The organism is Bradyrhizobium sp. S3.2.6, from assembly GCF_040546885.1.
In the GTDB taxonomy this organism is placed as follows: domain Bacteria; phylum Pseudomonadota; class Alphaproteobacteria; order Rhizobiales; family Xanthobacteraceae; genus Bradyrhizobium; species Bradyrhizobium cytisi.
This window is the reverse complement of sequence record NZ_JBEPOS010000001.1, coordinates 937,144-950,074: the sequence shown is the minus strand read 5'-3', so window position 1 is coordinate 950,074 and position 12,931 is coordinate 937,144. Positions and strand designations below refer to the sequence as shown.

15 protein-coding genes are annotated in these 12,931 nt (G+C 62.4%); 6 read left to right on the top strand and 9 right to left on the bottom strand.

What is annotated here, in order from left to right; all coding sequences use genetic code 11:
• Positions 1-163: 163 nt before the first annotated feature.
• From ABID58_RS04380 to coxB, 7 genes are all read right to left on the bottom strand, one after another.
• Entirely contained in the window at positions 164-385 is a 222-nt protein-coding gene (locus ABID58_RS04380) for a hypothetical protein (protein ID WP_354031652.1), read from the bottom strand.
• A gap of 187 nt (positions 386-572) precedes the next feature.
• Positions 573-866: a GYD domain-containing protein gene (locus ABID58_RS04375; protein WP_148755051.1), complete on the bottom strand. Its 294-nt coding sequence runs from the start codon at positions 864-866 to the stop codon at positions 573-575.
• A gap of 34 nt (positions 867-900) precedes the next feature.
• A complete protein-coding gene (locus tag ABID58_RS04370) occupies positions 901-1,302 on the bottom strand; it encodes a cytochrome C oxidase subunit IV family protein (protein WP_354031651.1) in 402 nt (133 codons plus the stop codon).
• A 9-nt stretch (positions 1,303-1,311) separates the two neighbouring features.
• Positions 1,312-2,034 carry a heme-copper oxidase subunit III family protein gene (locus ABID58_RS04365; protein ID WP_354031650.1) on the bottom strand — a complete coding sequence of 241 codons (723 nt, stop codon included), beginning with the start codon at positions 2,032-2,034 and terminating at the stop codon, positions 1,312-1,314.
• 16 nt (positions 2,035-2,050) lie between these two features.
• On the bottom strand, positions 2,051-2,755 hold the full coding sequence (locus ABID58_RS04360) for a cytochrome c oxidase subunit 3 (protein ID WP_148755049.1): 705 nt from the start codon (positions 2,753-2,755) through the stop codon (positions 2,051-2,053).
• Positions 2,752-4,527: a cbb3-type cytochrome c oxidase subunit I gene (locus ABID58_RS04355; protein ID WP_354031649.1), complete on the bottom strand. Its 1,776-nt coding sequence runs from the start codon at positions 4,525-4,527 to the stop codon at positions 2,752-2,754. Before ABID58_RS04355 ends, ABID58_RS04360 begins: the two co-directional genes overlap by 4 nt.
• 74 nt (positions 4,528-4,601) lie before the next feature.
• The gene (gene coxB, locus ABID58_RS04350) at positions 4,602-5,435 is read right to left on the bottom strand and encodes a cytochrome c oxidase subunit II (protein ID WP_354031648.1); all 834 of its coding nucleotides are present in this window, start codon (positions 5,433-5,435) and stop codon (positions 4,602-4,604) included.
• Between the two features lie 561 nt (positions 5,436-5,996).
• On the opposite strand from coxB, the gene ABID58_RS04345 reads away from it, so the two are divergent.
• Positions 5,997-6,893 carry a DUF2189 domain-containing protein gene (locus tag ABID58_RS04345; protein WP_148755046.1) on the top strand — a complete coding sequence of 299 codons (897 nt, stop codon included), beginning with the start codon at positions 5,997-5,999 and terminating at the stop codon, positions 6,891-6,893.
• Between the two features lie 124 nt (positions 6,894-7,017).
• Here the strand turns inward: ABID58_RS04345 and ABID58_RS04340 are convergent, their stop codons facing one another.
• The gene (locus ABID58_RS04340; RefSeq protein ID WP_354031647.1) at positions 7,018-7,794 is read right to left on the bottom strand and encodes a cyclase family protein; all 777 of its coding nucleotides are present in this window, start codon (positions 7,792-7,794) and stop codon (positions 7,018-7,020) included.
• 47 nt (positions 7,795-7,841) lie between these two features.
• Positions 7,842-8,831, bottom strand: coding sequence for a fumarylacetoacetate hydrolase family protein (locus ABID58_RS04335; RefSeq protein WP_354031646.1), 990 nt, complete (start codon positions 8,829-8,831; stop codon positions 7,842-7,844).
• 102 nt (positions 8,832-8,933) lie between these two features.
• Here ABID58_RS04335 and ABID58_RS04330 point away from each other — a divergent pair, with 102 nt between their 5' ends.
• Genes ABID58_RS04330 through ABID58_RS04310 form a run of 5 tightly spaced genes read left to right on the top strand, consistent with a single transcriptional unit; the run spans position 8,934 to position 12,925 of the window.
• Positions 8,934-9,881 (top strand): ABC transporter substrate-binding protein, encoded by a 948-nt coding sequence (locus ABID58_RS04330; protein ID WP_502916379.1) that lies wholly within the window; start codon positions 8,934-8,936, stop codon positions 9,879-9,881.
• Between the two features lie 11 nt (positions 9,882-9,892).
• Positions 9,893-10,597, top strand: coding sequence for a GntR family transcriptional regulator (locus ABID58_RS04325; protein WP_148755043.1), 705 nt, complete (start codon positions 9,893-9,895; stop codon positions 10,595-10,597).
• Positions 10,594-11,400 carry an ABC transporter ATP-binding protein gene (locus ABID58_RS04320; RefSeq protein ID WP_148755042.1) on the top strand — a complete coding sequence of 269 codons (807 nt, stop codon included), beginning with the start codon at positions 10,594-10,596 and terminating at the stop codon, positions 11,398-11,400. Before ABID58_RS04325 ends, ABID58_RS04320 begins: the two co-directional genes overlap by 4 nt.
• Complete coding sequence (locus tag ABID58_RS04315) at positions 11,397-12,161, top strand: ABC transporter permease (RefSeq protein WP_354031645.1); 765 nt, start codon at positions 11,397-11,399, stop codon at positions 12,159-12,161. The genes ABID58_RS04320 and ABID58_RS04315 overlap by 4 nt, the downstream gene beginning before the upstream one ends.
• Positions 12,158-12,925: an ABC transporter permease gene (locus tag ABID58_RS04310; RefSeq protein WP_354031644.1), complete on the top strand. Its 768-nt coding sequence runs from the start codon at positions 12,158-12,160 to the stop codon at positions 12,923-12,925. Before ABID58_RS04315 ends, ABID58_RS04310 begins: the two co-directional genes overlap by 4 nt.
• Positions 12,926-12,931 lie beyond the last annotated feature (6 nt).

Sequence of the window (12,931 nt, the reverse complement as noted above, 5' to 3'; positions counted from 1 at the left end):
CTGAAAGCGACCAGCGAAAGATTTGGCAGCTTGCGCTGCCAAAAAAAATGCGCTCGTCATCTTGACGACCGGCCGGCTAATGGGTGTCACCGTAATTGCGTAATTGCAATGGACTTCCGGCGTGCACCGTACGGGATTTGTGGCGTTGACCGCGATGGCGTGCTCATCCACCCGGTTCCGGCGGCCTCTCTCGTCGAAGGACGTCCTCGGCGAAGGCATGTGAGGGATGACGGGTGTCGCCACGCCGGTTTTGCGGGCGTACGTACATGATGACCGCTTCCGGAAACTCTGCCTTCACCTTCAGCGCGGCGGCGAGCGCGTCCTGTGCATCCAGGACGACATGGTCTGCCTTTCCTTCCAGCTTGAGCCCAACAGTAAATTGCATCCACAAACCTCCACGCCTTGAACCTCCACGCCTTACGCCGTTGCGGCGTCCTTCCGAAGCTCTTCCGGCCGGCACGGTCCCGGGCCAGAGCTTTTTCCGTTCCGATAGAATCGTAACGGAAGCTCTAGTTTTTTGTTTTGACGCGTTTTCTTCACGCGAACCGGTATCCACTTCGCTGGAAAACGCTCTAGCCCAGCGAGTTGATGATTTCCCGGTAGGCGGCTTCGGGAAACGCCTTCAGCGTGCGCGTCCGGACGTTCCCCTGCATCCCCAGCTGCAGGCTGAAGCGCGCCGCGACGGCGTCGTCCGGGGCTTCCAGGATGACGACCATGTCATAGTCACCCATGGTCAGGTAGAAGGATTTGATCTCGCCGCTCATGTCCTTGAGAGCTTTCTTCGCAGCGTCCAGACGGCGTGGCGAGTCCTTCGCCTTCAGGATGCCTTGCTCGGTCCAATTTGCAAGCATGACGTAGGTGGTCATGGCCGTCCTCCTTCTGGCACGAAAGCAATGGTAGCTACGCCGTTGGGGCGAAAAACAAGACCCGGAGCAGATGCGTGTAGTCGGCTTCGAACACCATGATCGCCACGAAGACCAGCACCAGCACCGGCGGCAGCAGGATCGCGTAGGCCAAGGCCAGCCGCTCCCAGGCCATGTGCATGAAGACCGCAACGATCAGGCCAGCCTTCAACACCATGAACAGCAGGATCAGCGACCACCGGAGATGGCCATGGAGGCCGAAATAGTCGACGAGATAGGAGCAGGTGCTGAGAACGAACAACCATCCCCAGACCACGAGGTAAAGCTTGATCGGATGCTGCTGGCCCTTTGTCTGCGTGGTTCCTGATGCAAGTGCGTCATGCACGTGAGCTTGCGGCGTGTGTTGCTGCGCTTCCAGATGTACCGCGACGTTTGTCATGCTGCGACCTCACCAGAGATAAAAAAGCGCAAAGATGAACACCCACACCAGATCGACGAAGTGCCAGTACAGGCCGGTGATCTCGACGATCTCGTAATGCCCCTTCCGGCTCGTGAAAAAGCCGCGCCTCTCGACATCGAAGTCCCCGCGCCAGACCTTTCGCGCAATGGCGATCAGGAAGATCACGCCGATCGTCACGTGGGTGCCGTGGAAGCCGGTGATCATGAAAAAGCTCGATCCAAACTGCTCCGCACCCCACGGGTTGCCCCAGGGCCGCACGCCCTCCCTGATCAGCTTGGTCCATTCGAACGCCTGCATTCCGACGAAGGTTGCGCCGAATGCCGCTGTGGCCAGCATCAAGGCTGCCGTTTTCACGCGATCGCGGCGGTAACCGAAATTGACCGCCATCGCCATCGTCCCGCTGCTGCTGATCAGGATGAAGGTCATGATCGCGATCAGGATGAGCGGGATTTTCTTGTCCCCGATCGTGAGGGCGAAGACCTCGCTGGGGTTGGGCCACGGCACGGTCGTGGTCATTCGCGTCGTCATGTACGACAGCAGGAAGCAGCTGAAGATGAAGGTGTCGCTGAGCAGGAAGATCCACATCATGGCCTTCCCCCAGGAGACGTTCTTGAAGGCGCGCTGATCCGAGGACCAATCGGCGGCGATGCCTCGCCAACCTGCAGGCTGCGCCGGCGGTTCTACGTTGTTGATCAGCGCCGTTTCTGCCATCTGGTCTTTGCCTTCCCTAGCTCAGCAACTGGCGACAGATGTCGACGAAATTGTCTGTCCAGCCCGTCAGCAAGCCGAGCAGGACCAGCCAGACCACCAGCAGGAAGTGCCAGTAGATCGTGCAGAGTTCCACGCTCAGGCGAATTTGGCTCGCCTCGGCGCCACGTAATACCTTGGCCGTCGTTCTGCCGAGGGCCACCAGGCCGCCCATCAGATGCAGCCCGTGCACCGCGGTGATCAGGTAGAAGAACGAATTGGCTGGATTGGACGCGAGGAAGTACCCGGCGGCACTCAGCTGGCGCCACGCCAGCAGTTGCCCGACAAGGAATGTAATGGCGAACGCTCCACCGGCACACAGGCCGACGCTTGTGACGTCGATGTCGTCGCGGCGCGCGGCCATATACGCCCATTGCAGTGCCACACTGCTCAAGACCAGGACGCCGGTGTTGAACCACAACAGTACCGGCACCGGCAGCGTACGCCAGTCCACCAGGTTCATCCGCATCGAGTAAGCGCTGATGAAGAGCGCGAACAGCGAGCCGACGACGGCAAGAAACACGCCCAACCCGATCTTCGCCGGCGGCAGGGACGAGGTGCTCTGCTCGCGAAGATCGACGATCAGCCCTTCCTCCAGCCAGGGCTTGGCTGTCAGCCGTTGTTGCGAGAGCCACCATCCCGCAATTGCGGCTATTCCGGCCATGAACAGGATGATGGCGCTCATGCGTGGGCCCCTTGCGCCGACAATCCGGCCGGCGGTTCATTCTGCGCCACGAAATCCCTGGCGGCGCCGGGGACGCTGTAATCGTAGGCCCAGCGATAGACGATCGGAAGCTCCTTGCCCCAGTTGCCGTGCCCCGGCGGGGTTTCCGGCGTTTGCCATTCCAGCGACGCGGCGCCCCAGGGATTGCCGCCCGCCTCTTTTCCTTTGAGCAGGCTCCAGATCAGGTTGAACAGGAACACGAGCTGGGCGAAGCCGACGATCAGGGCCGCCACGCTCATGAACGCATTGAGGTCATGGGCGGATGCCGGAACGAAGGCCGTTTCGCCGATGTCATGATAGCGGCGGGGCATACCCAACAGGCCAAGATAGTGCATGGGGAAGAAAATCGCATAGGCGCCGAGGAACGAGACCCAGAAGTGGAATCGTCCGAGCACCTCATTGAGCATTCGTCCGGTGACCTTCGGGTACCAATGATAGATTCCGCCGAACACGGCCATGATCGGCGCAATGCCCATCACCATGTGAAAGTGGGCGACAACGAACATCGTGTCCGACAACGGAACGTCTACGACCACGTTGCCGAGAAACAGGCCAGTCAGGCCGCCGTTCACGAAGGTGATGATGAAGGCCAGCGCGAACAGCATCGGGATGGTGAGATGAATGTCGCCGCGCCAAAGGGTCAGCACCCAATTGTAAACCTTGATCGCGGTCGGGATCGCGATGATGAGCGTCGTGGTGGCGAAGAAGAACCCGAAATACGGGTGCATCCCGCTCACATACATATGGTGCGCCCACACGACGAAGCTGAGGGCGCCGATTGCCACGATCGCCCAGACCATCATGCGATAGCCGAAGATGTTCTTCCGGGCATGGACGCTGATCAGATCGGAAATGATGCCGAAGGCCGGCAACGCCACGATGTAGACTTCAGGATGCCCGAAGAACCAGAACAGATGCTGGAACAGGATCGGGCTGCCGCCGCCATATTTCGTCAGCGTGCCCATCTCGACCAGCGTGGGCATGAAGAAGCTGGTTCCCAGCAGGCGGTCGAGCAGCAACATCACCGAGGCGACGAACAGCGCCGGAAAGGCCAGCAGCGCCATGACGGTGGCCGTGAAGATGCCCCATACCGTCAAGGGCAAACGCATCAACGTCATGCCGCGCGTGCGCGCCTGCAGCACGGTCACCACGTAATTCAGCCCGCCCATGGTGAAGCCGATGATGAACAGGATCAGGGAGGCCAGCATGAGAACGATGCCCCAGTCCTGCCCGGGAGTACCGGAGAGAATCGCCTGCGGCGGGTACAGCGTCCAGCCGGCGCCGGTGGGCCCGCCGGGCACGAAAAAGGTCGAGACCAGCACCATGACCGCGAGCAGGTAGACCCAGTAGCTCAGCATGTTCACATAGGGGAACACCATGTCCCGCGCGCCGACCATCAGCGGGATGAGATAGTTGCCGAAGCCGCCGAGAAACAGCGCGGTGAGAAGATAGATCACCATGATCATGCCGTGCATGGTGATGAACTGGAGATACTGGTTCGGATCGATGAACGAAAACGTGCCGGGGAATCCGAGTTGCAGCCGCATCAGCCATGACAGCACCAGCGCAACCATTCCAATGGACATCGCCGTGATCGAGTACTGGATGGCGATGATCTTGGCATCCTGCGAAAAGACGTACCTCGTCCACCAGCTTCTCGGATGATAGAGCTCGACCTCGCCCACTTCGGCGGGCGGGATGCCTGCGACTGTGTCAAACGGGACATCGACCATCGGAATTCCCTCCTTGGTCTCTCTCTTCAGCGAAGAGTTCGCCCTCTGCTATGCGGCGCTCCTCGCCGATATTTTCATTCGCTCTCTTTCGTGTAAGCCGCTTTCGCGACATCACGCTGCCCGGAGAGCTCGGCGAACGAGTGCTGCTTCTCCAGCCACGCGTGATAGTCTTTCTCTTCCTCGACGATAACCTTGCTCCGCATCTGCGCGTGCGCGGCACCGCAGAGCTCCGCGCAGAGAACGTCGAATGTTCCGGTGCGCGTTGGCGTGAACCAGTAATACGTGACCGAGCCCGGTATCATGTCCATCTTCGCCCGAAACTCGGGCACATAGAAATCATGCAGGACGTCAATCGAGCGGAGCAACACCTTCACCGGTTTCCCAAGCGGCAGGTGCAAGTCGTCATTTTGAATGACGACATCGTCTTGGCCGGCGGGATCGTCGGGATTCAACCCCATGGGATTTTCGGCACTGACATTGCGGGCATCGGAAGTCCCGAGCCGGCCGTCCTTTCCGGGAAGCCGATAGCTCCATTGCCATTGCTGTCCCATGACCTCGACCTCGGTCGCATTGGCCGGAACCGTGACGAACTGGTGCCAGACGACCAGGCCGGGTGCGAGCATGGCGGCGACGCCGATTGCAGTCCCGACGCTGAGCCACCATTCGAGCCTCTTGTTTTCGGGATTGTAGGCTGCGCGCCGTCCCTCCGTGTGTCGAAAGCGGAAGACGCAATAGGCCATGAATGCGACGACCGCGAAGAAAACCGCGCCGGTGATCCAGAATGTCAGGGTGATGGTGTCGTCGATGTAGCGCCAGTTTGAGGCGAGCGGGGTCCACCACCACGGGCTGAAAATGTGAAACAGCACCGAGGCGATTGCGACCAACAGCAGTATGATTGCTACAGCCATCCCTCATGCATCCTTGCCGCTAAAGGCTGTGGATACGAACCAGAGGGCGGAGCTCACGTCTGTCGCGATGGCGAAATCACATCCGCCTTCGTCGTGCCTCTTGCCTCGCCCATTCAACCGGTCGCGATGTCAACGCTTGACACAGAGGACAGTCACGACCGCAATCTCGTCGGAGCTGAAGGCGTTCAGTGTCTTTAGCATGATACCCGTCGAGCCCGGCGTCAATAGAGTCAATAGAGGAGTATGCCTCGCATTTGTCTCGCGTGCGCTGGCCCGAATGCAACGCAAGCCGGAGCACCTGCAGGCACCACCCGTCGATGATGCACTGCAGCAGATTGGTTTTTGTGCGGAAGCACAATTCACTCAACTGCGGACGCTACTTGCTTCTATCGCATATCGCGCTAACTTCAGCGTACCGGTCGCGACAGATGTCGTCCGGCAAAGCTCCTTCACGTTGAACCTGATTTGCCGGGATCGATCGCGATTTTCGCGCACGAGACGGATGCGCGTGTTTTAAGTGCGCACCGTTCCCCTGCGATCAGAAGCAAGGAGATCGGCGCCATGACCACGGTATTCGCAAGACCCAAACTGCAAGTGTTTGGCGTCTCTACCCCCTTCGTCGTTCGCAAGATCAGCCTTTCCGATTTGGGCAATGCGCTACGCCTGGGCTGGGAAGACTTCAACGCCGTCCCAACTCACGCCATCGTCCTGTGCGTGATTTATCCCGTCCTCGGACTTGTCCTGTTCAGACTTGTCATCGGCTATTCGGTGCTGCCGCTACTGTTTCCGCTGGCCGCGGGCTTTACGCTGATCGGTCCGTTTGCCGCGCTCGGCCTCTACGAGCTCAGCCGCCGCCGCGAGCGCGGAGAGCAAGCCGCAGCGTGGGACGCCATGCAGGTGCTGCGCGCGCCATCTTTCGGCGCCATGCTCGAACTCGGCGTCCTCCTGCTGGTTCTGTTCGGGGTCTGGATCGGCGCCGCGAACGCGATCTACGTTGCAACCTTCGGCCACGCTCCGGCTGCAAGCATCCCCGACTTCGCAACGCGTGTTTTGACGACGCCGGAAGGATGGTCGCTCATCATCGTCGGCTGCGGCGTCGGCTTCCTGTTCGCCGTCGTGGCCCTGTGCGTCAGCGTTGTGTCGTTTCCGCTGATGCTCGACCGGCATGCGACTGCGATCGACGCAATCCGGACGTCGCTGCGGGCCGTGAGGGAGAATCCAGTTCCAATGGCGGCTTGGGGTCTGGTAGTTGCGGCATTGCTGGCGATCGGCTCGCTACCGTTCTTCGTCGGTCTCGCCGTCGTTCTGCCCGTGCTCGGTCATGCCACCTGGCATCTTTATCGGAAGGTGGTCGAGCCCGATCCAAACCCGCCGGAAGAACAGCCCCGCCCACCGATAGGACACCGCTATGCGGCGGATTTCCCGGCCTCACTCTTCCCGTGGAGCCGCGAACGCTAGCCGGAGGCAGCAACGAACGGTCGCACCATCACCGTGCTCGAGGAGGCGAGGCGGCGCCAGGCTGAGCGCGTTGCCTCCAGAACAAAAATGGCACGCGTGATGGGAGCTATTTTCGTATCGGAGCCTAGCTCTCCAAAATCGCGACCGCTCGCGTCCATCCTGCCGAGGCTCGCTCGATTTTCACGGGGAAGCATGACACCTTGAAGCCGGTCGACGGCAGCAACTCGAGATTGTGCAGCTTCTCGAGATGGCAATAGCCAATATGGCGGCCGGCCTTGTGGCCTTCCCATATCAGGCTGGCGTCCCTCGTCTCGGCGTATTTCTTCGCGGTATGAACGAACGGCGCGTCCCAGCTCCAGCCGTCGATGCCGGTCAATCGCACACCGCGCTCGAGCAGGTACATGGTTGCTTCATAGCCCATCCCGCAGCCCGACGTGACGTAGTCCTGCCGGCCATATTTGACGCCGGCGCTGGTGTTGACCACGACGATCTCCAACGGCTTCAGCTCATGGCCGATGCGCTTCAGCTCAGCCTCGACATCCTTGGCGGTTGCGACATAGCCGTCGGGCAGGTGCCGGAAGTCGAGCTTCACGCCGGGCTGGAAGCACCATTCCAGCGGCACCTCGTCGATGGTCCAGGAACGCTCGCCGCGATTCATGGTCGGGTGGAAATGCCAGGGGGCGTCGAGATGCGTGCCGTTGTGGGTCGAGAGGCTGACCTGTTCCACCGCCCAGCCTTGCCCGTCCGGCAGATCCTCGGCCTTCAGTCCGTCGAAGAACTGCAGCATGCGCGGCAGGCCCTGCCGGTGGTCGATATACTGGATCGTCGGATGATTGCCGGGCGGGTCGGCCGGCACATCGTTTTGGAGGGGGACGGAGATGTCGATCAGCTTGCTCGTCATGGCGCTTCCTCGTTGACTGTTTTGGTTGGCGGCCTTCAGGCGTCCCTTCAGACTTCCTGCCGCTCGACGCGGTTCTTCAAAATACCGATCTTCTCGACCTCGAGCTCGATCGTATCGCCATGCTCGAGAAACCATCCGAGCTCGAGGCCGCAGCCATTGCCGACCGTGCCGGAGCCGATGAATTCGCCGGGCATCAGCGTCTCGTCCTGGGTGACATGGGCGATGATCTCCTCGAAGGAAAACAGCATGCCCTCGGTCACGCCTTTCGAACGGGTCTCGCCGTTGACGCGCGCTTCCATCTTCAAATGATAGGGATCGCCGATCTCGTCCGGCGTCACGATCCAGGGACCCATCACGTTGCCGCCGTCGAAGCTCTTGCCCTTGGCCGGGCCGAGCCGTCCCTCCATCTCGATACGCTGCGCGTCGCGCGCGGAGAAATCGTTGAAGATGGTGTAGCCGAAGATGTGATCCTTCGCCTTCGCGGCGGAGATGTTCGCGCCCTTGTTTTTGGTGATGATCCCGAATTCGAGCTCGTAGTCCATGACCTTGCTGTAGCGCGGCCATTTCACCGTGGTGTTGGTGCCGCGGACGCTGAAGCGGTTGGTGATGTAGAAGATCGGCTGCTTGCGATAGACCTCGGGCAACTCGCCGAGCGGCTCGGCGTCGATGCGCGCCAATTCCGCCATGTCCCCCTTGGCGCGCGCCGCGAGCTTCCGCTGCCCGCGTGGCGCCTGGAGGATATGCAGCGCAAACGACATGCCGTCGCGCATCTGTCGCGGCTCCGGCACCGGAGCGAGAATGTCGACGGCAGCGACCGCCGCTGACAGCGTCGCGTCCTGGCCGTGCTTGTCGAGCAGGGCCCGGGCCCGATCGAGCGCGCGCGGCCCGGCGTCGATCAATGCCAGCATCGAGCCGAAGGCCGGATCGGCTTGGCCGTCCCGCGCGGCGGCGGCGGCGAGGTCGAACAGCTGGCTATCATTGGCGTGGACGGCTCCGATTTTCTCCTGACCGGCAGATCTGAACGTTGCGAGCTTCACCTTGGGTACCCCTTGCTATCGTCAAGAATATATGATCAGATAAAATATCGATAAACAAGACTGAAAAATACAAATCGGGAGAGGGCGGTGAGGCGAAAGAAAATAAGGGAGACGTTGACCGGTCTCGCGCTCGGCCTCGGAGTGGGCCTTGGACTGTTTGTTGCCTTGACGGGACCAGCGCTTGCGCAGGCCAAGATCCAGATCGGCTGCACCGCAACCTCCGACTGCGCCTCGGCCATGGTCGCGGTCGACGAAGGCATCTTCAAGAAGCATGGGCTGGACGTCGAGATGACGCCGATCGCGATCAACTCCAACATCCCGGCCGCGATCCTGTCGAACTCGATTCAGGTCGGCGGCCCCACCTCCACCGTCTTCCTCCAGGCCGTCGACGGCGGCCTCGACCTCGTCGCGATCGCCGGTGCCTCGGTCATGAACCCGACCTCGAACACCGCGATCGCCGCCTTCGTCCGCAACGGCGTCACCATCAAGGAGCCGAAGGATTTCGTCGGCAAGAAGGTCGGCGCGCCCGGCCTGAATGCCTTTCTCCATGTGCTGTTCGTGAAATGGCTGGTGGAGAAAGGCGTCGCCCCCAAAAGCGTCAATTTCGTCGAAGTCACCTTCCCGACCATGGCCGACATCATCAAGTCCGGCGGCGTCGATGCGGTGCTCACCGCCGAGCCGTTCGTCACGCGCATGACCAATGCGGGGATCGGTTCGGTCGGCGCGCGGTACGGCGCCGAGCTCGGCCGCACCGACCCGATCATCTTCTATGCCGCGGCGCGCGACTGGGCGGAGAAGAATGTGGCGACGGTAAAGAAGTTCCGCGAAGCCATCGCGGAGGCTGCTGCAATCGTCAACAGCGATCGCGACAAGGCCTCCAACTCGATCGCCAAGTTCACGAAGCAACCACTCGAGCTCGTCAAGGCGACACCGCCGAACCAGTCCGAGCCGAATCTCAAGCCGGAAAACCTCGCCTGGTGGATCGACGTGATGTCGTCGCAGAAGATGCTGCAATCGAAACTCGACACCGCGAAACTGGTGCTGAACTGAGGACATTGGCGATGCCTGCCCCCGAGCGCACTCTCGAACGTCCTCCGGCGGAGGCCGGCACCTTGAGCGAGCGCGCCGCGAACCTCATCGAGCAGGACATCCTTGCCGGAGATCTCGCACCGGGATCGCGGCTCGGCATCGTCGATCTCGTGCAGCGCTACGAGATCGGCGCCACCCCCCTGCGCGAAGGCTTGTCTCGGCTGATGTCACGCGGCCTGATCGTCGGCATCGGCCAGCGCGGCTTTCGTGTCGCCGAAGTCAGCCACGACGATCTCGCCGATATCACCTGCATGCGGACGGCGGTCGAAATCGAGGCCGTCAGGCTCGCCATCCTCCACGGCGACGTCGCCTGGGAGGCCGGCATCGTTAGCGCGCTGCATCAGATGCGGCGGCATATCGAGCGCACCGGCAATGAATTCCGCGAGGGCGCGGCCGATTTCGATCGGCTGCACAAGGGCTTTCATACCGCCCTGCTCGCGGCCTGCGGCTCACGGCGCATGCTGGCCGCCCATTCCGACCTCTACGACCAGGCCTATCGCTACCGCCGCATCATGATGCGTGCCATCGACAGCGGCGAGGAGTTCATACGGAGCCACCAGATGCTCGCCGACCGCGTGCTCGCCCGCGACCTTGCCGCCGCGCAAGGGATGCTGGCGGCGCATCTGCACTCGACCATCAATTTCGTCTATCCGCCGACAAGCGGGGAGCAATCATGAGTGTCGTTGCCAGGCTCGACGAGGCGCGCGCGGCGCGACGGCAAAAAGCGCTGATCGCGTTCAACGCCACGACGCTGCGGCTCGGCGGCAAGACCATCATCGAGAACCTCGATCTGGAGGTGCGGCCGGGCGAATTCCTCTGCATCGTCGGCGCCTCCGGCTGCGGCAAGACCACAGCGCTGCGGCTCGCCGCGGGCCTCTATGGCCCGACGAGCGGCGCAGTGACCTTCGACGGCGAGCCGATCACCGGGCCGCGCCGCGAGGTCGCGATTGTTTTCCAGGATTACGGCAAGGCGCTGCTGCCGTGGCGGACCGCGGCCGGCAACATCTCGCTGGCGCTGGAAGCCTCTCGTGTGCCGGCACGCGAGCGCAGCTCGCGCATCGAGGCGCTGCTGCGCAAGGTCGGCTTGCCCGGCCACGCTGACAAATATCCGACCGAAATGTCGGGCGGCATGCAGCAGCGCCTGCAGATCGCGCGCTGCCTTGCACAGGAGCCGACGACGCTGCTGATGGATGAACCGTTCGGCGCGCTGGATGCGATGACGCGCCAGGGGCTGCAGGACGAGGTCCTGTCGCTGACGCAAACGAGCCAAACGACCGTGATCTTCGTGACCCACGATCTCGACGAGGCGATCTACCTCGGCGACCGCATCGTCGGCCTGCTGCCGCATCCGGGCCGGATCGGCATCGAGCTCGCCGTCGACCTGCCGCGCCCTCGCGACCAGTTGGCCACCCGTGAGCATCCGGAATTCCTGCGGCTGCGCCGGCAATTGTTCGACTTCATCAAGGCGACCGAACATTGAGCCTCGACCGCGCCAGGCCCTTGCTGCTGCCGCTGGCTCTCATGCTGGCGTTCGAGCTCTGGGCGCGCCTCACCCAGCTGCAGAGCGACAGCCTGGCCCCGCCCAGCGCGATCCTCGCGGCGCTGGCCGGGGCGCTTGCCGATCTCTCGATTCCGATCGCGACCCGCGACACGCTGTTCGCCGCCTTTTCCGGACTGGCGATCGGCAGTGCCATCGGGCTTTCGCTCGGTATTACCTTCGGCATCTCGCGCCCCCTCGACCGCCTGATGGAGGTGACGGTCGAGGCAATCCGCCCAATTCCCTCGATCGCGCTGCTGCCGATCACGCTGATCGCGCTGGGCTTCGGCTACCGGATGGAGATCGTGATCGTGGCGTTCGCCTGCATCTGGCCGATGCTGATCATGACGCGCAGCGCAGTGCGCAGCATCGAGCCGCGATTGATCGAAGTGTCGCGGGCCCTGCGGCTGAGCGCGACGCAACGGATCGCGAAGATCGTGATCCCGGCCGCACTGCCGCGGATCTTTGTCGCCTTTCGCCTGTCGGCTGGTATCGCCCTGATCGTCGCCGTCACCGTCGAGATCGCCATCAATCCGATCGGCCTCGGCGCCGGCATCATGCTGGCGCAGCAGGCGCTACGCGCCGACCTGATGCTCGCCTATCTGCTTTGGATCGGCGTGATCGGCTACGCGCTGAACATGCTGTTGATTGCGGCCCAGCGCCGCCTGTTCGGCCGCGCCGCGCTCGCCGGAGACAATCCATGAACCGCGCCGCGATCCTCTGGCGTGTCGCAAGCATCCTCGTCGCGGCCGGCTTCATCGCGGCGTGGCAGCTCATCGCCAATCTGCGGCTGGTCTCACCGGTGTTCCTGCCTGGTCCGGACCGGGCCTGGGCTGCCCTGGTGCGCGGCTTTTCGAGCGGCGATCTCGCAAGCAAGCTCATCGGCACGCTCGAACACATGGCCTATGGCTGGCTCGCCGCCTCGATCGCCGGCATTGCGCTCGGCGCGCTAGTCGGATCGTCAAGGATGATGCGCGCCTATGTCGCGCCGTCGCTGGAATTTTTGCGGCCCCTGCCGGTCTCCGCGATCATCCCGGTCGCGATCGCGATGCTCGGGCTGACGCAAGGCATGGCGCTGTTCGTCATCGCCTTCGGCGCGATCTGGCCGATCATGCTCGCAACCATCCACGGCTTTGCCGCGGTCGAGCCGCGGCTCTATGAGGTCGCCCGCTCGCTGCAGATGTCGCGCGCCGCCGTCATCGGCAAGATCGCCCTGCCCTCGGCATTGCCCGACATCCTCGCGGGCATGCGGCTCAGCCTGACGGTCGCGCTGATCCTCTCGGTGGTCTGCGAGATCCTGGCCGGACTCGACGGCCTTGGTCAGTGGGTCCTGCTCTCGGCACGTGCGTTCCGATCCGCCGACCTCTTCGCCGGCGTCATTCTGCTCGGTGCGACCGGATATTTGACGTCGATTGCGGTGTCGCTCGTCGAGCAGCGACTGCTCGCCTGGCAGACTGCGGCCCGATAGCGTGGC